Annotated in this window: 24 protein-coding genes and 1 other annotated feature; of the genes, 5 read left to right on the forward strand and 19 right to left on the reverse strand. The window is 35.6% G+C overall.

All coding sequences use genetic code 11. From position 1 onward, the window contains the following. Positions 1-122: 122 nt before the first annotated feature. The 7 genes from FG382_RS22880 to FG382_RS01720 form a co-directional block, all read right to left on the reverse strand. Positions 123-290, reverse strand: a complete 168-nt coding sequence (locus FG382_RS22880; RefSeq protein WP_211356356.1) for a hypothetical protein — start codon at positions 288-290, stop codon at positions 123-125. A gap of 56 nt (positions 291-346) precedes the next feature. Further along, complete coding sequence (gene paiA, locus FG382_RS01695; RefSeq protein WP_142537140.1) at positions 347-865, reverse strand: spermidine/spermine N(1)-acetyltransferase; 519 nt, start codon at positions 863-865, stop codon at positions 347-349. Positions 866-890: 25 nt separating this feature from the next. Then, positions 891-1,343, reverse strand: a complete 453-nt coding sequence (locus FG382_RS01700; RefSeq protein WP_142537141.1) for a MarR family winged helix-turn-helix transcriptional regulator — start codon at positions 1,341-1,343, stop codon at positions 891-893. A 140-nt stretch (positions 1,344-1,483) separates the two neighbouring features. Continuing rightward, positions 1,484-2,476 carry a zinc-dependent alcohol dehydrogenase family protein gene (locus FG382_RS01705; protein ID WP_229677322.1) on the reverse strand — a complete coding sequence of 331 codons (993 nt, stop codon included), beginning with the start codon at positions 2,474-2,476 and terminating at the stop codon, positions 1,484-1,486. A 312-nt stretch (positions 2,477-2,788) separates the two neighbouring features. Further along, positions 2,789-3,133: a VOC family protein gene (locus FG382_RS01710; RefSeq protein WP_142537142.1), complete on the reverse strand. Its 345-nt coding sequence runs from the start codon at positions 3,131-3,133 to the stop codon at positions 2,789-2,791. Between the two features lie 62 nt (positions 3,134-3,195). Continuing rightward, positions 3,196-3,624: a flavoprotein gene (locus FG382_RS01715; protein WP_142537143.1), complete on the reverse strand. Its 429-nt coding sequence runs from the start codon at positions 3,622-3,624 to the stop codon at positions 3,196-3,198. Between the two features lie 115 nt (positions 3,625-3,739). Continuing rightward, positions 3,740-4,609 (reverse strand): LysR family transcriptional regulator, encoded by an 870-nt coding sequence (locus FG382_RS01720; RefSeq protein ID WP_142537144.1) that lies wholly within the window; start codon positions 4,607-4,609, stop codon positions 3,740-3,742. A 127-nt stretch (positions 4,610-4,736) separates the two neighbouring features. Here FG382_RS01720 and FG382_RS01725 point away from each other — a divergent pair, with 127 nt between their 5' ends. After that, positions 4,737-5,597: a DMT family transporter gene (locus FG382_RS01725; protein WP_142537145.1), complete on the forward strand. Its 861-nt coding sequence runs from the start codon at positions 4,737-4,739 to the stop codon at positions 5,595-5,597. Positions 5,598-5,670: 73 nt separating this feature from the next. Here the strand turns inward: FG382_RS01725 and FG382_RS01730 are convergent, their stop codons facing one another. After that, complete coding sequence (locus FG382_RS01730; RefSeq protein WP_142537146.1) at positions 5,671-6,543, reverse strand: LysR family transcriptional regulator; 873 nt, start codon at positions 6,541-6,543, stop codon at positions 5,671-5,673. Positions 6,544-6,667: 124 nt separating this feature from the next. Here FG382_RS01730 and FG382_RS01735 point away from each other — a divergent pair, with 124 nt between their 5' ends. Beyond that, positions 6,668-7,612, forward strand: a complete 945-nt coding sequence (locus FG382_RS01735) for a DMT family transporter (RefSeq protein ID WP_229677321.1) — start codon at positions 6,668-6,670, stop codon at positions 7,610-7,612. A gap of 75 nt (positions 7,613-7,687) precedes the next feature. On the opposite strand, the gene FG382_RS01740 is transcribed toward FG382_RS01735, so the two are convergent. From FG382_RS01740 to FG382_RS01780, 9 genes are all read right to left on the reverse strand, one after another. After that, on the reverse strand, positions 7,688-8,032 hold the full coding sequence (locus FG382_RS01740; RefSeq protein ID WP_211356357.1) for a hypothetical protein: 345 nt from the start codon (positions 8,030-8,032) through the stop codon (positions 7,688-7,690). Positions 8,033-8,131: 99 nt separating this feature from the next. Beyond that, complete coding sequence (locus FG382_RS01745) at positions 8,132-8,563, reverse strand: hypothetical protein (RefSeq protein ID WP_142537147.1); 432 nt, start codon at positions 8,561-8,563, stop codon at positions 8,132-8,134. After that, entirely contained in the window at positions 8,560-9,081 is a 522-nt protein-coding gene (locus FG382_RS01750; protein ID WP_142537148.1) for a DNA topology modulation protein, read from the reverse strand. Before FG382_RS01750 ends, FG382_RS01745 begins: the two co-directional genes overlap by 4 nt. 207 nt (positions 9,082-9,288) lie before the next feature. Further along, positions 9,289-9,672, reverse strand: coding sequence for a VOC family protein (locus FG382_RS01755; RefSeq protein ID WP_142537149.1), 384 nt, complete (start codon positions 9,670-9,672; stop codon positions 9,289-9,291). A gap of 61 nt (positions 9,673-9,733) precedes the next feature. Beyond that, on the reverse strand, positions 9,734-10,948 hold the full coding sequence (locus FG382_RS01760) for an MFS transporter (RefSeq protein ID WP_142537150.1): 1,215 nt from the start codon (positions 10,946-10,948) through the stop codon (positions 9,734-9,736). 64 nt (positions 10,949-11,012) lie between these two features. Further along, positions 11,013-11,278: a binding site (T-box leader), on the reverse strand. 122 nt (positions 11,279-11,400) lie between these two features. Then, positions 11,401-11,754, reverse strand: a complete 354-nt coding sequence (locus tag FG382_RS01765; protein WP_142537151.1) for a hypothetical protein — start codon at positions 11,752-11,754, stop codon at positions 11,401-11,403. A gap of 526 nt (positions 11,755-12,280) precedes the next feature. Continuing rightward, a complete protein-coding gene (locus FG382_RS01770) occupies positions 12,281-13,078 on the reverse strand; it encodes an ABC transporter ATP-binding protein (protein ID WP_142537152.1) in 798 nt (265 codons plus the stop codon). Continuing rightward, positions 13,071-14,105, reverse strand: coding sequence for an ABC transporter permease (locus FG382_RS01775; RefSeq protein ID WP_142537153.1), 1,035 nt, complete (start codon positions 14,103-14,105; stop codon positions 13,071-13,073). The genes FG382_RS01770 and FG382_RS01775 overlap by 8 nt, the downstream gene beginning before the upstream one ends. 18 nt (positions 14,106-14,123) lie before the next feature. After that, a complete protein-coding gene (locus tag FG382_RS01780; protein WP_142537154.1) occupies positions 14,124-15,104 on the reverse strand; it encodes an ABC transporter substrate-binding protein in 981 nt (326 codons plus the stop codon). A gap of 1,208 nt (positions 15,105-16,312) precedes the next feature. Here FG382_RS01780 and FG382_RS01785 point away from each other — a divergent pair. Continuing rightward, complete coding sequence (locus FG382_RS01785) at positions 16,313-18,088, forward strand: GGDEF domain-containing protein (RefSeq protein WP_142537155.1); 1,776 nt, start codon at positions 16,313-16,315, stop codon at positions 18,086-18,088. A gap of 59 nt (positions 18,089-18,147) precedes the next feature. Then, entirely contained in the window at positions 18,148-18,300 is a 153-nt protein-coding gene (ytzI, locus tag FG382_RS01790) for a YtzI protein (protein ID WP_142537156.1), read from the forward strand. 15 nt (positions 18,301-18,315) lie between these two features. On the opposite strand, the gene rlmN is transcribed toward ytzI, so the two are convergent. Next, on the reverse strand, positions 18,316-19,383 hold the full coding sequence (gene rlmN, locus FG382_RS01795) for a dual-specificity RNA methyltransferase RlmN (RefSeq protein ID WP_142537157.1): 1,068 nt from the start codon (positions 19,381-19,383) through the stop codon (positions 18,316-18,318). 221 nt (positions 19,384-19,604) lie between these two features. On the opposite strand from rlmN, the gene FG382_RS01800 reads away from it, so the two are divergent. After that, on the forward strand, positions 19,605-19,973 hold the full coding sequence (locus tag FG382_RS01800) for a hypothetical protein (RefSeq protein ID WP_142537158.1): 369 nt from the start codon (positions 19,605-19,607) through the stop codon (positions 19,971-19,973). Positions 19,974-20,023: 50 nt separating this feature from the next. On the opposite strand, the gene FG382_RS01805 is transcribed toward FG382_RS01800, so the two are convergent. Continuing rightward, positions 20,024-20,836: a sulfurtransferase gene (locus FG382_RS01805; RefSeq protein ID WP_142537159.1), complete on the reverse strand. Its 813-nt coding sequence runs from the start codon at positions 20,834-20,836 to the stop codon at positions 20,024-20,026. Between the last annotated feature and the right edge of the window lie 13 nt (positions 20,837-20,849).

Consider the following 20,849-nt stretch of genomic DNA (forward strand, 5'->3'; position numbering starts at 1 on the left):
GCTTCTCTTATGTAAGGGAAAACGACTTTTTGGGTATTCTTATTTAATTAAATTCAAAATGAAACCCATTTTGAAAAGTGTGACAGATAGGTTTTTAATTAAAAGGTCAGCGTCACAAAATTTTAAGTGAAGAAAAAGTGATAAATCATTCCTACAATAAATCCTAGTAATCCAGTTATTATATATGTGTTACCAGCTGCTTTTCTGTTTTTCTTGTTCCGCATATAAAGGCCTGCCATGATAAATCCAAGGCAATACACCAGTAAAATAAATAGTAAAATAGGCTTCATATTCTCACCTTACTTCTGATTTTAAGCTTCTTTCAGCCGATTCTATTTCTAAAAAGTTATAACAGCATTTTGGTCATGATAAAGTCAATTTGTTCTTCATCCCCCATAAAAAAAGAATGGGTTCCAGTTTGAACAAAGCCCATTTTTTTATAAAAAGCAATGGCATTGTCATTTTTCTCCCATACACCTAGCCAGATCTTCTTTTTGGTACTTTCCTGCGCAATTTCCAACGCTTTATTGAACAGGTTTTTACCAAGCCCGTGTTTTTGAAATTTGTTCTTTATATAAATCCTCTCGATTTCAATTGAATCGTCACCCATTTTTTCTGACTGAGCATCATTCATATTGACCTTTAAATATCCTGCGATTTCATTATTGAAATAAACAAAGAAGAATTGGGAAGAAGTATTAGATAATTCTTTTTCTAATCGACTTAGATTAAATGCTTTTTGCAAATAGGTGTTCATATTTTCTGGTGAATTCTGATGCTTAAACGTTTCATTAAATGTTTCATAACTAACTTCTTGTAATTTGCTAGAATCTTTAATTGTACATTTTTTAATATGTATCGTCATATAACTCGAGTGCCCCTTTATATATTCAATAGTTTCTCTTATTTCCCTTTTTAACAAATTCCCAGTCTTTTTCTATATTTCTTCTCACCCTTTGAAGGAGATTGAAAATAATTCCTGCTTCACTCTCGGAAAATCCCTCTAAAGCAATGGTATTCGAATAATCGTTTTCACTTTTTATAAAAGGGTAAACATTTTTCCCTTTTTCTGTTGGAAAGAGTTTTTTAATTTTTTTGTTATGTTGATCTTCTCTTTTTTCAATAAAACCATTCAATTCTAGTTTTTTTATCGATCGAGCTGCTGTTGTTCTATCTACCTTTATCATCTCAGCTAACTTTTCTTGAATGATTCCTGGAGATTCACATATTCGCACAAGATATAAATATTGTCCTTTTGTAAGCTCATATTCTTTAAATTCTATATTGCTTACCGAATCCAATGCCCTTGCTATCATACCAATTTCACGAAGAATATCCTTCATAATAAACTCCTTACTTTGCTTTTTGTTGTAAATACAACATTTATTATGGATTAAATTTACCCTATTTTTGTTGTATTTGCAACAAAAATGATTGCATACAATTCTATTTCTAAAGAATCACCTGAGCCCCCTCTACTTCTTCAATAGGATGTTAAAAAGACTTTCCCTCTAGATATTTTAGAAGATTCAACAGCATCCACCGCTTGTTTAATATTGTCTAGATCGTATTGAGAATCAAGGGACATCAAATGCATTCTTTTGTCTTCTAGTAGTCTTATCAAATAGTTAAAGGTTTCTTGCCATTTATTTGCGCAGACATTTTTATTCCAATTTCGTAAATGAAATATATTAGCATTCACCTTTGCTCTTTTTACAATATCCCCCCAGTTCACTTGTACTCCTGATAGAAGACCAATAGTTAGAAAATGACCATTTGGTTGCACACAAAAAGCTAAGTCGGTGCCCGATGAACCTCCAATTGAATCAATAGCAGCATATGCACCTTTGCCATTTGTCAAATCCATAACCGTTTCATATAGCGGACTTTTAGAGGTATCAATCACAAAAGAAGCACCTAGATTAAGTAATTCCGCAGTATGCTTATCATTTCTTGTAACAGCAATCAATCGAAACCCTAAAATCTTTGATAATTGAGCAAAAATACGACCAATAGAAGATCCACAAGCGTTAACCAACAAAACATCAGCTGGTTTTAACTTTAATTCTTCATTACAAACTACCATTGCTGTAATTGGATTAATATACATCTGTGCTGCGGTAATATCATCAATAGAGTCAGGTATAGGAACTGCAAATTCTGAAGATGTTTTAACATGTTCCTGCCATGTGCCTTCTCCACGCAATGGCAAAACACGTTTACCAATTAGATGACGAGAGACTAATGGTCCTATATCTTCTACAATACCCACACCTTCATATCCCGGGATATTCGGTAGAGTAATTCGATGAGCATATGCTCCTCTAATCGGTATCAAGTCAGAAGGATTTATAGGCCTTGTTAACATTCGAACTAGTACTTCTTGTTCCATTGGTGATTCAATGATTTTATTTTCAACTTTTAAGACGTCTTTAGGTCTACCAAATTCATGAAACTTAATACATTTTGCATCCAAAACTTTACTTCTCCTCCATTAAATTTATTTAAATATTTATCTTCAACTTAACTTCTAGGTAAAAAGAAACCATTTATTACTTCTATGATTCTTTCTACTCCCTATCATTTGTATTGGATAACGAGTTTTATTATATTGTTTCACAAAGAAATGGCCTTGTTCTGTTTTTATTTTCCGCTTTAAATTCATATAGCCTAAGTCAATTGAAGAAAAATCTAGAATATTAAACCAAATTTACTTGTTATTGTTTCAAAAATATCTTGCCTAATATCCTACGTAGTAAGACGGTCATTCTCCTTTACGGATTTTATTTTATTTCCAATAACAAATTTGAAGTTTATTGTTGTCTAGATCATAAACATCAAAAAAGTTGTTTACACCATCATTATGTAATTCACTAATATTGACGCCTAGGTCTTTTAGTTTTCTATATGTTTCATTTATATCCTTTGAAAAAAATATAGGATATGTTCCATTATTAGTAGACATTACATCAGCTTCTTCAATCGTGAAAGGTACCGCACTGTTTCCAATACTCAAAATTCGATAACCCTCACCTTTATATGTCTCTTTAAACCCCATAATATTTTGATACCACTTACTTGATTCTTCAACATTCATTACCTTTATACATACGGTGTCAATTCTTTCAATCATTTATGTCACTACTTTCATTTATACTACTTGTTCTTGATCAGTATGGGAATTTACTTTTTTACTTAACTGCTGCATTGGTTGAATATCAAGTCATTGATATTTACATAAGGAATTCCAGCTTCTATATAGCTTCTAACTAACTTCCATTCGTTCTTACTATTTTTTTGGAACGTCTGAAAGAACAAATTGGCTGTCTCTAAACTTTTACCTTGATTAACTAAAGTAGCTGATATAATAACCATGGTTTCACCTTCTCTTAAAGGAAGCATTGAAATTACATTAATGTTCCACTCGGCATTATTTTCTTTAGCAAATTTAAAACCTTGCTCCCATCCTTTTATTGACTCTTCATAACCAAAGTCAACTATCTCTTCACCTGTTATTTCTCTTGCTTTATAATCTTTTGATAAGATATTTTTCAAGTCCGCTAAAGAAGAATTTCTCCATATTTCTAAATAATTATCTAAAAAACTTGAAAATGAATTTTGCATAAAAAACTCCTTAAATGTGTTTATAGTTACCATTCTACATAAAAAGACTAATTCCTTTATTAAATTACGCAAGTTCAAAAAACTATTAATATGCGCTATTCATCACAGTGGTAAGTCATGGCTTTTTTTCATATCTCTCAATGATAAAGTCAATAAAATACTTACTTGCTATTGGCAATACCTTTTTATCCTGGTATGCAAGGCTAATTGTACGAATGACAGATGGCGAGATTTCTTTCATGACAATATTATACGGACATCTACTTAGCACAAGCTTTGGTAGAATTGATATGCCAAGCCCCTGCTCAATCATGGACATAATCGTATAATCATCATGTACGCGGTATTGTATATTCGGTTCTAAGTTATTTTGTTTAAAAATAGTTAATGGCTCATTAATCTCTCCTTCATCTAAAAGAATATAAGGCCCTTCCGTTAATTCTTTTAATGTAACCTTTTCTGCTGTAGCGAGAGGATGATTTGCCGACAACACAGCAAGCAGATCATCTTCCTCCAAGGCAATGGTAGTCAAATTGGATACAGAGTTCGGATTCACAAAGCCAAAATCTACGGATCCCTCTTTGATCCAATTCGAGATATCTGTGTATTCACCCTGATGTAATTCAAATTGAACTGCAGGATACTTTTTCTTAAAATCCTTCATCAATACAGGTAGCCAATGACATGACACACTAGAAAAAGTTCCGATTCGTATAAGACCTCTATGTAACCCCACCATCTCCTGGTGCTTTTCTGCCAATTTTCTATGTGAGTTATAAACGTTCTTAATATATGGAAAAAATTCCTCGCCATCAGGTGTCAATGTAATACCTGTACGTGAGCGTAAAATAAGCGTTGTGGAGAGTTCTTGCTCCAATGAATGGACCATTTGGCTAATGGCAGATTGAGTATAACCTAGCTCTTCAGCAGCTTTCGTAAAACTGCCTGTTTCAATAGCTTTAATAAAAGCATAATATGAATTCATTCAAATCGCCCCCCTTACATTAGAGTTTCTAATAGTTCTATTATAATTATTCGTTTTATTAATGCAAATATGGATGATACGATATAGGTTAGATTTAAAGAAATTGAAGAAACGAGGAATGCTAATAATGACACAACGACAAGCAAACTGGTTGTTAGCGTTGGTTTCAGCGACTTGGGGAGCATCATATATTTTTATGAAAGTTCTTGTAGATGATATCCCTCCACTAACCATTGTCGCTTTACGATTTGGCATTGCATTTATCGTGATGATTGCGATATTCTTCCGTAAAATTGTCCTGGTCAATGCTAAAACGTTGAAATACAGTGCATTAGTTGGCGCACTGCTCTTTAGCATTTTCTTTGCACTCATGTATGGCATGAAAAATACGACTGCTTCTACTGCGGGATTTCTGACGAGTACAACAGTAATTCTCGTTCCCATTTTACAAATTTTCATTACACGGAGGCTGCCTAGTAAAAAAATTGTATGGGGTGTTGTTATTGTAACTACCGGTTTAGTATTTCTACTAGTTCGGGAGGATTTCAATATCGCAACTGGTGCATTTCTATGTTTAGTAGCTGCCTTCCTATATGCAATACATATAATTGTGACAAACCGCTTTGTGCGTGAAGTAGATGCCTTACTGCTAGGGATATTTCAATTGGGGTTCGCAACCCTTTTTGCGACGATCGGAACTTTTTTGTTCGAAACTCCTGTCTTGCCCAAAAGCACTGTTCATTGGTTATCCATACTTGGCCTAGCACTTCTTTGTTCTGCTTTTGGCTTTGTCATACAGTCCATCGCACAAAAGTACACGACCGCTGAAAGTGCAGGGTTTCTCTTCTCGCTTGAACCTATTTTTTCAGCTATACTTGCATACATCTTCCTTCATGAAATTATGGGTCTACAAGGTTATTTTGGGGCTACGCTTATTATAGCTGGCGTTCTTATAGCAAATACTACATTCAAAACAAAACTCACTTAAATTATAGGACAAAATTAAAGCCTAATTCCTGATCCAAGAGGAATTAGGCATTTTTACATTGAAGCTTGTAATTTCAGTTAGCACTTAGCCATGATTTTAGAAAATCAATGAACTTTTTTGTAGCTGGAGCAAGGGATTTAAAAGAAGTAGTCGCAATCCCAAGTGTACGATAATTTTCTCCCTCCAACGCAAGCATTCGTACATTGTTTGGAACTCGATGTAAAACCATTTCAGGAAGAATACTGATCCCCATCCCCTTTTCCACCATCGAAATTATAGCTTGGTCATCTGAAAGTTCAAATTTAATATGCGGTGTGACATTGTTTTCTTTTAGTATTCGGATCAAATCGTTGTCACTGCCCTTTTTCGATTTAATGAGAGACTCCTCTTTGATCATTGCAAAACTGATTTCCTCTTGTTCAGCGAGGAGATGGTCTTCTGAAAGGATACAGAGCATTCTATCTTTTTTTAATGGCATCACTTCAAATTGTTGCAAGGTCGGAAGTGACACAAAGCCAAAATCAACCGAACCTGTTGAAATCCATTGCTCGACATCATCATAATCCCCTTCCATAAGTTTAATTTCGATAGAAGGATGATGTTCATTAAACGTTTTCATGATTTCAGGCAACCAGTGAATGGACACACTCGAAATGGTTCCAATCCGTACTGTGCCGACTTCCAAACCTTTAATATTCGCTATTTCTTGAACCATTTCTTCATTCCACTTAAGTATTTCACGTATGTACTTTAAGATCCGTTCACCATTACTCGTTAGTTGGGTACCCGAACGACCCCGATTAAGTATCGTAAATCCACATTCTGATTCCAAGCTTGCAATAGCGTGACTTACTGCGGATTGCGTTAAACCAAGTGTCTCGCCGGCCTTTGTGAGGCTCCCTAATTCTACAACCGTACTAAATATCTCAAACTTAGCAAGAGACAAGTTTAACCCCTCCATTTACATTAAATTATTTCATCTAAAAGCTTAAAAACATTCATTTTATTAATCTACAGTTTACATTTATACTTATCAATAATCAATTTTAGAGAAGGAAGGTGTGCTAAAAATGGATGGGAATAAATTATTCGGGATGATAAATGGAAGAGGATTAAACACTCAATTAAAAGCAGACTTCATGATGTTAATGGTAACAATGTTATGGGGTTCATCCTACTTGTTTATGAAGATGGGCCTCGATTCTCTACAAGAGTTTAACTTAATAGCTTTACGTTTTGGCATAGCCTTTATTTTAGCCGGGGCAGTATTTAACAAGCGTCTAATTCGGATTGAATTTAAAACGTTTTTTTATGGATTAATATTAGGAACCATCTTGTTTTTAGTAATTTCTGCTGTCACTATTGGATTAAAATTTACGTCTATTTCAAATGCGGGATTTTTATTTAGCCTCTCTGTAGTATTTGTCCCTTTGTTATTAGCAATATTTTTCAAAATAAAACCTGAGAAAAAAGTTGTTTTTGGCGTTGGTATCGCAATAATAGGGATTGCCCTTTTAACATTAAATAATGGATTAATGATTAATTCAGGAGACTACTTAATTATCTTAGGTGCAGTATTTTATGCAACACAGATCATTGTTACGGATAAGTTGACGAAAAACGTGGACTCGATCACCCTCGGGATTATACAACTAGGGGTTGCTGGGGCATGGGGACTACTATTTTCATTGGTATTTGAAGAGCCACATCTTCCTGGCACAACTGAATCATGGGTTTCCATTATGGCTTTAAGTATCCTATGCAGTGCAATTGGGTTTATCGGCCAAGCTGTAGCACAAAAACATACAACACCTACGCACACAGGGCTTATATTTTCATTAGAACCGGTTTTTGCAGCAGGTTTCGCTTTCATTTTCGTTGGAGAAACACTTCCAGCTAAAGGTTATATAGGGGCAATTCTCATTTTTATAGGCGTCGTAGTTGCAGAAATGAATTTCAAGAAGCCTTTTATGAGAAAAAGATTTCACAAAGCTGCGAAAGGCTCTAAAGCCTAGCTTGTACGGGTTGTTTTAGTTGATCCAAAAGAGAGCTGTATTATCACCTCTCTTTCCTTGTTCAACTAAAGTACTTTACTGATATTTAAAAGGAAAATCCTTTATGAGATCATGGAATTTACTTTCCCATTGTAAAAAATCCGTTGTAGGTAATTTACCCCAAAACTGCAGTCCAGACGGTTCAAAAGAAACAGTGATAAAGTATTTATCTCCTTTTTCCTCATCACCGAACCAACTAGGAAGCGTGGTTTGGTTGCCTGTGTAAGAAGGCAACATTTCATACACTTTCCCTAAAGCCTCATACGTTTTATCATTAAATTGGTATTCATCCACCATATAGACTCTTTCAAACTGTATAAAATCGTAAACAACTTCATATCTATTATTATAGTAATGTTCGTCTTCTAAAATCCTATTCAAAATATATACACTCCTTGCCGAAATTCAATTATGCTTACTAAATTGCCTTTCTGTAATTTATAGAGATTTTTCAGTATTAACATTTCAATGATAATCACTTCATTTTTTAAACAAAAACTGCCAAATGATTAGCAAATGATAATAAAGAAGTGAAGCAATTATTCCCAATAATAAAAAACTAAATGTTTCTGTATTTGATATAATTTTTCCTTTTGAAATAATAAATAAAAAAATCACTGTACTAACTAGACCTGCTATTATATATAAAATAAATTTTGTAAAATATCTTTTACTTCTTGTTAGATATTTCACACTTATTTTATCAAAGATAAATGACCAAATAACACCAGCAATTACGAGGACTGGACCCGAAAATAAAGCATAGATAGTAAAAAGTCCCAACAGAGAATTATAGGAAGAATCTAGTTCTCTATTAGAAGCGGGTGTGTACACAAATATTGCAAGCGAAATAGAAAATAATACTGTCGAAATAACAGCAATTAAAATTCGTTTAACTATTTCATGTGTCATTTATTATATCCCTTCTGAACTTTATCTAAGAAAAGTCGTACCTCTCTTGGAGACTTTAAAATAATGACTTTTTTATCATTAGGCAGTTGTTCAAGCTTCATTAATACATTAGGTTTCTTTGTTTTTGGATAATCCCAAACCCATTTTAAGAAATTAAAATCCAGCCTTTCATTGACACCCTCCGCCATATCTGGTCTCGTTTTTCCACGATATTGAATCATCCGCTTCAAAACTCTATATACGCATATTACTCTATTAATATCTACAAAGACAACGGTATCTGCGGCATTGAGTCTTATATCCATCGTACCATTATAATTTCCGTCAATAATCCACTCTTCTTTGATTACCAACATGTTTTGAATTTTTATTTGCTCCTCTTTAGATGATGGTGTCCAATTTGGCTTCCATAACAATGCATCTAGGTGATAAACATTTATATTCAACTTTCGCCCTAACCTACGTGCCAGGGTAGACTTTCCTGACCCTCCCGAACCTATTAATGCAATCTTTTTCATAGTCTGCAACCTCTTTATGTACTTTTTATAATTAGAAGGTTAGAAATTTGTATAACCATCTAAATCTAAACATTTAAAATATATATACGTTTAATAAAACGGTTGGTTTCAGAAGTTTTAGAACTTAAAAATACCCCATCTTATAAATAAGATGAGGTTGACCTAAAATAGTTTGTTTTTTGATAAATTCTTAATAAAACTGCTAAGTTACTTCTGCATTATCTGAATAAGGTTACCAGTAGTATCATCTAAAACAGCTATAGTGACATCTCCCGCTTTCGTCGGCTCCATCGTAAACTTTACACCGTTTTCCAACAGTCGTTTATATTCCTTATGAATATCTTCTACACCAAACATGGTTGCTGGTATACCATCGTCAAATATTTTCTCCTGATACTCTTTGGCAGCTGGATGGTCATTCGGTTCGAGTAAAAGCTCGGTACCTTCCGGATTATTGGGTGAAACAAGTGCAATCCATCTAAATTTACCCATAGGAATGTCATGTTTTTTTACAAATCCTAGCTTTTCGGTATAAAACTCCAGTGCCTTGTCTTGATCTTGTACAAATATACTCGTAACTATAATGTTCATACTGTTGTTGCCTCCCTTGTTATTTCTGACGCGTATTATTACAGTGCTAACAATCTTTTAACTATAACATACCTCTATTAAAATAATTCTTCTGACCTTCACTTGCCACGGCTTTCCATGCCACTAACCCTACTAAGAAGAAGCCAAATGATCCTATCAATCCTACGAGCCGAATGGAGGTTAATTCAGCTGCTAAGCCTATCAAAACCGTTAACACAATAATAAACCCTGCTTCCATAACACTGAAGATACTTTCAAACCTTCCCATTATTTTCACAGGAACATGATTTTGATAGAAAGTTAAATACCCTGTATTTGCAAAGGTTACCGCAAACCCAATTAAAAACACACCAGGAGCAGCACTAAAAAAGCCATTCGAACTGTAAAGCATTATATACCCAATTGCGGTAAAAATGGTACCATAACCTATTAAAAGATTGACTGCCAGCCGATTAGTGAAGATGGAATTAATGATGGATCCTATTATAATCCCTGCTCCAAAAACACTTAATAAAAACCCATAATTAGTATCGGATATGGAAAGTACACCTTTAGCAAATGCTGCCTCGAGAGAATCGATTGCAGTCATGCATATAGTAGCACCGCAAAATAATATATAGATTTTCGTGATATAGACATGGTCCTTACTGAAATGTAAAACAACTTGAAAGTCTTTTTTTATTATATCCCAATTAAATCTTTGTCCCTCTATCTCTTCAAGTCTTGAATCGACATCCGGTAGCATCCTAATAATAAATGCTGAAAAAACTAAAGCCCCTGTATTCACATGGATGGCTGTATAAGGAGTCCCCATCCAAAATAAAATTCCTGCAATGGCAGGGCCTATTAGTGATCCACAAGAGTTGATAAAACCACGTAAAGCATTAAAGCGCTGCCGGTCTTTTTCAGGTATTAATTTAGTCATATAAACCATCGATGTCGGCTGAAAAATAGCACTTCCCATATTAATGATAAACGCTAGTATATACACATAGAAAAGGGAAGGTAAAAAGGGAATGAACGCAATACATAGTGCTCGGAAAACGTCCAATGCCATCATAAATCGCCGTGTATTTACCCGATCAATTAAACTTCCGGCCCAAATATTGGAACATATCGTTGCAATGGGGCCAAGTATATACAATAAAGCAATTGCAAGGGGGGACCCTGTTTTATTTAATATAATTAAGTTTAGTGCGATTAGGTAAACCCAAGCTCCCACATTTGAAATTCCTATTCCTCCAAGTAGCATTAAAGGATACTTCCAATTAGACATATGCACCACTCCATTTTATTTTTAGTAAAACAAAAATAAAAAAACTCACCCCCAAGATTTTCATCTTGGGGGCGAGTCATATCGCGGTGCCACCCCAGTTCACTTCTACATTGCTGCGGAAGTCTTATCAAGTACGGCTTGGTGAATAAATCCACTAGCGATACTCTATCTCGTTAACGTGAGAATACGTTGCATCATCATTGTTCCAAGCAAACAAATCCACTGCACAGCTCCAAGCCTTGTTTCAACACATTTCCTACCCCTCTTTTTCAGCTAGCAGAGGTCTCTGTAGATAGTACGTATGTTTACTCTTCTTTTCATCGCTTTTTATATAGATTTTGTATATCCTATATTATTTTGAACTAAAACGCAATAGAGAACGACAAATAATAATGTTTAAAATAAGATTTTGAGAGTCTGTTGTAAAGGAAATAATTATCATTGATTCCTAGTCATTGTTTAATCAAAATAATTTCTTTAGCTACAATTTCTCTGCTTTCTTTACTTTTTTGAATATATTGCGGATTATCTAAAATAACTCTTATATTTGAATTTCTAGTATAATCTTGAGCACTTAATTGCTCTCCAGTTTCGTTACGAAATATTGTTTTATTTGTAATTTGGACAAAACAAACGTAGCCTATATCTTCATCGCCTGTGTTTTTCACTTCATCGGAACAGTCAACTTCAATATAATTATCTTCCACTCTCTCAATTTTGGTGTCAAAATATTCTACCCTTGAGCAACCGGCCATTAGTAAACTAACTGTGATTATTAAAATTATTCCTATGTTAATAATATTCACTCCGTTTATTTCATTATACTGTCTATAACTATTTTCCTTTCCATGTTAAGTTTAATGTAGGAAAAGAAGGAGGCTATAATATGTCAACATTTTTATTTGTCTTGATTCTTATATTGATTGGTATTTTATTCATAATTTTCAATAACAAGCTTCCAAACCCAATCACGGTATTCTTCTCTGTGTTTGTTATCATGTGTATTATTTATGCTATACAATATATTCCAATGTTAATAAACATTTTCTTGTAAAGATGATAATCTATTGATTAAAGGCGAACCATTAACAGTAAGATTCCGTATCAGAATATAACAAAGGTTTCTCCAACAACCAAAAAATTTACTAGTTTTCGAATTTCCTCGTCTCAAATAGGACCCGAATTTTTTACAAATCAGCAAGCATGGAAAGTATAAGGATTTTACCAAAGTATAAAAAAACGGCTACTAAATCATCTGCAATTTAGTAGCCGTTTTATATTAGATGCTAAAAGCTAGTGAAAAGACTCCTGTAAGTATGAACAGCTCTTTGTTTAGACAGACAATAAGGTCCGGTCACTCGTTAATTTTTCACCGCGAATCCGTTGGAATTCATCCATGAGTTTTGCGATGGTTAAATCTTTCTTTTCTTCTTCCCCAACTTCTAATATGATTTGCCCTTTATCCATCATGATCAATCGATTTCCAAGATCTAATGCCTGCTGCATATTATGTGTCACCATAAGCGTCGTTAATTGATCTTTTTCTACAAGCTGCTTCGTTAGTTTGGAGATCAAGTCTGCTCTGGATGGATCTAGTGCTGCAGTATGTTCATCTAGTAATAAAATGGATGGCTTTGTGAATGTAGCCATCAATAGCGAAAGTGCTTGTCTTTCCCCACCCGATAATAGCCCTACTTTTGCATTTAATCGATTTTCTAGATTTAAATGCAGCGTCTCGAGCGATTGCAGAAAAAACTCTTTTCGCTGTTTGTCTACACCACTTTTTAAGCTCCGTTTTTTATTTCTAGAAAAAGCAATTGCTAAATTTTCTTCAATCGTCATTGTTGGAGCGGTGCCTGCCATTGGATCTTGAAATACTCGCCCTATTAGCTGAGAGCGTTTATATTCTGGCAGTCTTGTTACATCTTTGTTATCAATTATTATTTCCCCAAAATCTGGAGTAAGTGCTCCTGAAATCATGTTTAACATCGTGGATTTTCCTGCACCATTACTACCAATAACTGTGACAAAATCCCCTTCTTTTAGGTTAAGATTTATATGGTCTAATGCAATCTTTTCATCCGCAGTCGCTTCATTAAACACTTTGTTTATCGCTTGTAATTTAAGCAAGGTTTTTCCCCTCCTGCTCTGTTACAATAGTGGAACTAGCCCTTCTTTCGGCATGTCGTTTTGCTTTTCTACTTTTCTCTCGACGTTTATCAAAGTAGTTTGGTAGAACTAAAGCAATAATTACAATTAAAGCCGTAATTAGTTTCATATCTCCTGTATCCAGTAAATCGATACGAAGTGCGAACGCAAGTATGATTCGATAAATAATCGCACCTGCAATTACAGCAAGTGTTGTACGTACGATTGATTTTGTGCCAAATATCGCTTCGCCAATAATAACAGACGCTAAACCAATAACAATCATTCCAATACCCATTCCGATATCCGCAAACTTCGAATACTGTGCGAGTAATGCACCAGAAAATGCGACAAGCGCATTGGAAATCCCAAGTCCAACGATAACTAGATTATCTGTATTCGCTGAAAAACTGCGAATCATCTTTTTGTTGTCGCCGGTTGCACGAATGGCTAGACCTACTTCTGTTTTTAAGAACCAATCGAAAATCAATTTAATCAGTACAACTAAAATAAATACGATGATAATTGTTCCCCAAGTCTGCGGTAATGACTTCACGCCAATTCCGCTCAAAGCATTATTAATTGCTTCATTAACCCCTAAACTTCCCCACCAATTGTTGAATTGGCTAAACAATGTTTCTGAATTCAATAAAGGTATATTCGGCCGACCAACGGAATTCTCCACCGTGAACCCCATGATCCGCAAGTTAATCGAATATAAAGCAATCATCATTAAAATCCCAGACAATAAAGGATTAATCTTCCCTTTCGTATGTAACAATCCAGTAATACATCCAGCTATAAAACCAGCTATTATTGCAACAATTGTTGCAATGACCGGATGATATCCTAACACAATCATCATCGCTGCTGTTCCTGCACCCGTAACGAAACTTCCATCTACGGTTAAATCAGGAAAATCTAACACTCGGAATGTTAGATACACCCCGAGTGCCATGATTGCATAGATGATTCCTTGCTCTACAGATCCAAAAACAGCTGTAAACATAAAGAATCAAACTCCTATCTATTCAGCAAATTCTGCTTTCCACTCATCTTTTACTTCCAATCCAAGGGCATCTACAGTGTCTTTGTTCAGAACAAATCGTAAATTTTGTGGATATTGAACTGGTAAATCAGCTGGTGTACTTTCCCCATTTAAAATCTTTACCGCCATTTCTCCTGCTTCATAACCGATATCAAAGTATTCAAAACCGTAAGCCCCTAATCCTCCACGTTTAACGGAGTCAAATTCGCCTACCATCATAGGAAGCTTATTGTCATTTGCAACAGAGATAACGGATTCAAGTGCAGAAACAACTGTGTTATCCGTAATAATATACAAAGAATCTACTTTTCCAATTAACGATTCAGTAGCCTGTTTTACTTCAGCTGAAGTAGATACAGACGCTTCTACTACATTTAATCCAACTGCACTCATTTGCTCTTTTACTGCATCTACTTGTGCTCGTGAGTTTTGTTCTCCTGCGTTAAACACCATACCTACATTTTTTGCACCTAGCTCATCTTTTAAGAAGTTGATAGTACTTGGAATTGCATCTGGCTGTGTATCAACAGTTCCAGTAACGTTTCCTCCTGGCTGTTCCATTGACTGCACTAATTCTGCGCTAACTGCATCTGTTACAGATGTAAAAACGATTGGAATATCTTTTGTCACACTCGCAACCGCTTGAGCACTTGGTGTGGAGTTTGCAAAAATAAGATCTACTCCTTCGCTTACTAAGTTGTTTGCTATAGTTGTATTTTGGCTATTATCATTTTGTGCGTTTTGAACATCATACTCAACATCTAAGCCAGCATCTTCTAAAGCTTTTTGAAAACCGTCATATGCTGCATTTAACGATGGGTGTTCGACAATTTGTGTGACACCGATTTTAAATGTTTTCGTTCCTTCCTTCGCATTCGCTTCTGGGCTTTGCCCACTCTCTTCCCCGCATGCCGCTAAAAATAAAATAGCCGCCAATAAAATAAATGCTATTTTCTTCATCTCTATTATTACCCCCTCTATCAATAGTCCACATCAGCGATTCAACTCGTTAAAGTATGGATTTAAGGATATGTTACACTGCAATTGATTGATAGTCAATAACATTATGAATTTTTTAATATTTTCCAATTAATAAAGAGTAAGGCATACAGCTATATTTCATCTGTTTCCTATGAACAAAGAAGCCTCTTTAGATTTATGACACTGACTACAAGAGCAATACATTTTAGGGGAATTGTGCGGTAGAATGTTTTATTAAGTGACCGCTAGAATTTTCGCTGCAGGTGGACGCTTTCCGCGGGGCGGGCGGTGAGCCTCCTCGTCGCTAACGCTCCTGCGGGGTCTCACCTGTTCCGCTTAATCCCGTCGGAGTCGCCACCTTCCGCTACAATCCATTAAGAATAACGCTATCTAATTTGCGTCTCTGTTTAACAAATCAAACTTCTTCAGGAATTTTCCAACTATTAAATGCTGATAAATGATGTAACGCGCCAAACTATCCTCTAAACACTACAAGTCGACATCTCATTCCAAGTAAACTTATGTTATGAAAAAATGGTTGCTTTCAGGCATAATTTGGTTGCTTTCAGACTTCTACTGGTTGCTCTCCACCGTCGTTTGGTTGCTTTCGATAGCTGTTTGGTCGCCCTTAGCCATTTATTGGATTTATACAGTCCAAAAACTCTTTATGATTTTGTTTTTAACAAGTCGATACTGAATAAGTAAGAAATATCTATTGATTTTCGCTTCAGACGGCGACTCCTGTGGAGGCCAACAGGATGTTGGTTTCGAAGGCGTTGCCACACGATGTGGCGTTCTTAGCCTTTGTTCCACATGGGCTAATGAGATATCCCAACGTACGCCTAAGCGGCGGGGATGGCTCATCGCTCACCCCACGGAAAGCGTCCGGCTGGAGTGAAAATCACGGTGGACACCTATTAAAGCCTTACGTCGCAGTTTCCCTAAACTACGTCATACTTGTTTAACAACAATTACTCAGATTGGATTGAATAACAATAAGCTAGCATCACCTCTTCTTTTGATCTCTTGGTTTGGTTATTACTAAATAGCCTAAACCAAGTAATGAGAAAGCGCATTTGAACACTTTGCTGTTACTGATTATTTACATGCCCTTTACACTAGCTAGATATTTCGAAACTATAATATAGATTGAACAGTGTCTGTTCATTTTAGGGGGAATTAGTAAAATGGCAATTGAAGATCATGACTACGGAGAATTATTTTCTTATATATTAAAAGAGCGAGCAATCCAAACAGTATTTCAACCAATTATTTCACTGCATAGTGGACAAATATATGGTTACGAAGCCTTATCAAGAGGTCCTGCAAATACAGTATTACATAATCCCGAAATGTTGTTTGATTATGCATTAAAAAATGGACAACTTTGGGAGCTTGAAAACTTATGTAGAGCCAATGCTTTGAAATGCGCGCATGATTTAAAAGCGGAAGGAAAATTGTTTTTAAACGTTAATCCTAATATTATGAACGACTCTAAATTCAAGCAAGGCTTCACTAAAGAGTATTTATCTAAATTTCACATGGACACCGATAGCATTGTATTTGAAATTACGGAAAGAGAAGCGATTAACAACTTAAAAGATTTTATCAGTACAATCGATCATTATAAAAACCAATATTATCAAATTGCAGTAGATGATGTAGGAGCGGGTTATTCGGGGTTAAATGTTATTACGGATGTGCGCCCGCATTATATGAAACTGGACATGAAACTTATTCGAGATATTGACCGGGACCGAACGAAACAATTGCTAGTGAGTTCTTTAAGTGAATTTGCAAATTACTCTCAAATAAACATTATCGCTGAAGGAATAGAAACAAAGGACGAGCTTCGTACATTAATCGATATCGGTGTGCATTTTGGACAAGGTTATTTTATACAAAAACCAACGACACAATTATATCCAGTTCGTGAGGAAGTCAAAACGATTATTAAAGCGGAAGTTTCCAGAAAGAATCGCGTTAGCAGAAATCGATTAACGGATACTTCTATCGAACAAATAGCGACTCCGTTAAAGACCATTCCTAGTCAAATGCCTATTTCCAAAGTAAGCAATCTAATGGAAGCTAACGATTCACTCCCTGGATTTTGTATTCAAGATGGCAATAAATTGATCGGCGTTATTACTAGAAATAAACTGCACTTAAAGTTTAGCGGTCCATATGGATATAGTTTATACAACAAAAAACCAGTCGCTGCAATTATGAGCCGTAACTATATGAAAGTAGATGCAGAAACTCCAATCGACGTAGTGGCAAAAATAGCAATGAACAGGGATCCGCTTCATTTGTATGACTTCATAACTGTAACAAAAGATGATCAGTATTTTGGTGTCGTGACAGTAAAAGATCTGCTCGAAAAAAGTATGCAGCTAGAAATAGACTACGCCAAGCATTTGAACCCACTTTCTGAGTTGCCGGGTAATCTGATGATCGAGCAGCAGCTACAAGGCTGTATAGACGCAGATTCTCCGATGACTGTTTTATACGTCGATATAGATAATTTTAAACCTTATAATGATGTGTATGGATTTGAAAAAGGAGATAAAGTAATTATGCATTTAGCAGAAATTATTCAGAATAGCTGCCCTTCGGATGGATTTGTGGGTCATATTGGTGGGGATGACTTCTTATTAATAACTGCTACTTCCAAAAGTAAACAGCTTTGCGAGAAAATTATTCAGAAATTCGACAAATCTGTGGAAAAATTTTATCATGCACAGGATTTACTAAAAGGACATATCGTATCCAAAAATAGACACGGAATTGAGGAATCATTTCCCCTTCTCACTATTTCTATCTCTGGAGTGTCGAATAGAAATACTCAATCTATTTACGAACTTTCCGAGCTTGCTAGTCAAATCAAGAAACAATGCAAACAAATCCCTGGCAGTAACTATCTATTGCAGGAACCGAATGCCTTTGTTACCATGAAAGGTTAACATTTAGCTTTTGAACATGCTATGATAGTTGTATACATAGTTTGTACGGAGGGAATTGTATGACAACCGTTTTTATCATTGGGGCACTTACGTTTATCATTATACTTGCGCTTAGCATCTATACTGTTAACAAAGGCTATGCATATAAGCATACAATTGATGAACGTCCAGCTAAACAGAACGAAACTACAGAAAAAACGCATCGCCCATAAGGCGAATGCGTTTTTTTAGTTCTTCACTTTTTCTTTTTTGATTTGTTTACTACGTAACTGACCACATGCTGCATCGATATCCGTTCCTTGTTCCATGCGAACTCCACAGTTAATCCCGTGATTTTTCAGCGTTTGGAAAAAGGCACTGATTGATTTTTCAGAGCTACGTTGGTATTGTCCATGCTCATCCACTGGATTGTATGGAATCAGATTGACATATGACAAATGACGTTTGTTTTCAAGTAGCTTCGCTAGTTGCTGCGCTTCTTCCACATGATCATTTACGTCTTTTAGTAAGATGTATTCAAATGTAATACGGCGATTTGTTTTTTCTAAATAATAATCTACTGCTGCCATTACTTTTTCAATTGGGAATGCTTTATTGATCACCATGATTTTTGTACGTAATTCATCATTAGGTGCGTGTAATGATACTGCAAGATTTACTTGAATATTTTCATCTGCAAAATCCATAATTTTTTTCGCAAGTCCACTTGTCGAAACGGTAATATGACGAGCACCAATAGCTAGACCTTTTTGATCGTTGACAGTGCGTAAGAAACTCATCAGGTTTGTGTAGTTATCAAATGGTTCTCCGATCCCCATAACAACGATATGACTTACACGCTCGTCTTTTTGCATTTGGTCTAAGTGCTGTTGCACTTTCATAATTTGTCCAACAATTTCGCCTGCGTCTAAATCACGATTTTTCTTCAGTAATCCACTCGCACAGAAACTACAGCCGATATTACAGCCGACTTGAGTTGTTACACAAACCGATAAACCGTATTTAAAACGCATGAGCACTGTTTCGATTAAGTTGCCGTCTTGCATTTCAAATAGGAATTTAATCGTTCCATCTGCTGATTCCTGTTTAACAGATTCTTTTAGCGTTTGGATTACAAAGTTTTCTTTTAAAATTTCTAGACATTCTTTGCTTACGTTAGTCATGTCATCAAAACTTTGTACTCGTTTAATATATAACCAGTCCCACACTTGTTCAGCACGATATTTCTTTTGTCCGTGTTCTAATAACCATTCTATTAACTGGTCTCTTGTTAGACCATATATTGATTTTTTCATTTTTAGCCCTCATTTCATCCGTATACAATTCGCCTATTATACCCCAATTGTTTACATACGACAACTTATTATAACGGAAATGAACGATAAAAGAAATCATTTTGTTTACTCGTGAAATTTTCCGACAACGGTAAAAGAAAATGGGTGGATTATTTGTAATTTAGCTTGAATAGGATAGTAAAAGAGATTTTATTCCGTGAATTTACAAGGGGTTGATTAAAATGGCTAAACGGACTAAAAAGATTATTGCTAAAAGAGTACGCAAAGGGCTTTTCAAGTTAGGATTATTCATCGTCGGAATTTACGCTTTTTTACCTTCTCATTTTTTAGAATCGAATTTACAAAATTATGAGGATGCTTTGGAAAAGGATTTTGCAGCCTATGCATTAGAAACGACTGCCGATATATTTAGTAACACGCTGGAACAGTCTTTGATCGTTTCCTATGCAATTGAATCGATTGAGGAAGTGGAAGGTGAACCACTATCTTCCGTCATTATTGCTTATACTGCTTTCGGACTTCCTTACGCTGAAATTATTGTCAACGAGAACGTAGCATATGTAAACAAAAAGCTACTGTTTCAAAAATAAGAAAGCACAGGCCCCATTTCTACAATAGTCGCCATGGGGCCTGCTTAACATCAGTCTTGCTCTACTTCATTTTCTCGGATCCAGTCACTGTAGCTGCCTACATATAATTTTACATGAGTATAACCAGCTTCTTTTAGTCCGGCATATAGTGGTGCTGCAGTAACGCCGCTTCCGCAATACGCGATGACCGGATTATTTTTATCCGTTACATTCCGCAGCTGTTCTGCAAGCATGTCCTTTTCTAAAAACTTGCCATCCTTTTTTAACTGCTCCCAATCAAAATTAACGGCAGAGGGAATATGCCCGGCAATTGGATCAATTGGTTCACTTTCTCCTTTAAAACGAAAAGCCGCACGAGCATCTATAAGTTGTCCCTCTATCTCCCCTGCTACTACTTTTTTTACATCTTCCACATCGAGATAAATAGCATCATTCCAATTTGGTTCTATATCGGAAACAGGGATTTCGGGCTCTTCTTTTGAAATTGGAAATAACCCTTTTACCACCTCAAACCCTTCACGCAATACATACACATTCGTAAAGCCAGCCCATTCCAGTAAAAAATATGCTCTTAATGCAAACGGTGAAGCTCCTTGATCATAAACAATAATTGTATCCTCTAGTTGAAGTCCTGCTTGTCTGCATAGCTCTGTCATCTTGTCTTTTGAAATCATCGGATGGCGTCCGTTATTACTGGTCATATCAGATAAATCCTGTTCGAGATCCCAGTAAATTGCCCCTTTTAAATGACCTTCTTTATACATATTTGGACCTGCCGCCTTATCGGATAGATCAAATCGTGTGTCAATGAAACGTACTTTCTCCGGCTGTACATCTTCCCAATTAATAAAAACGTTCGTCATATAATCCGCCCCT

This window comes from Psychrobacillus lasiicapitis (assembly GCF_006861795.1).
Taxonomy (GTDB): Bacteria; Bacillota; Bacilli; order Bacillales_A; family Planococcaceae; genus Psychrobacillus; species Psychrobacillus lasiicapitis.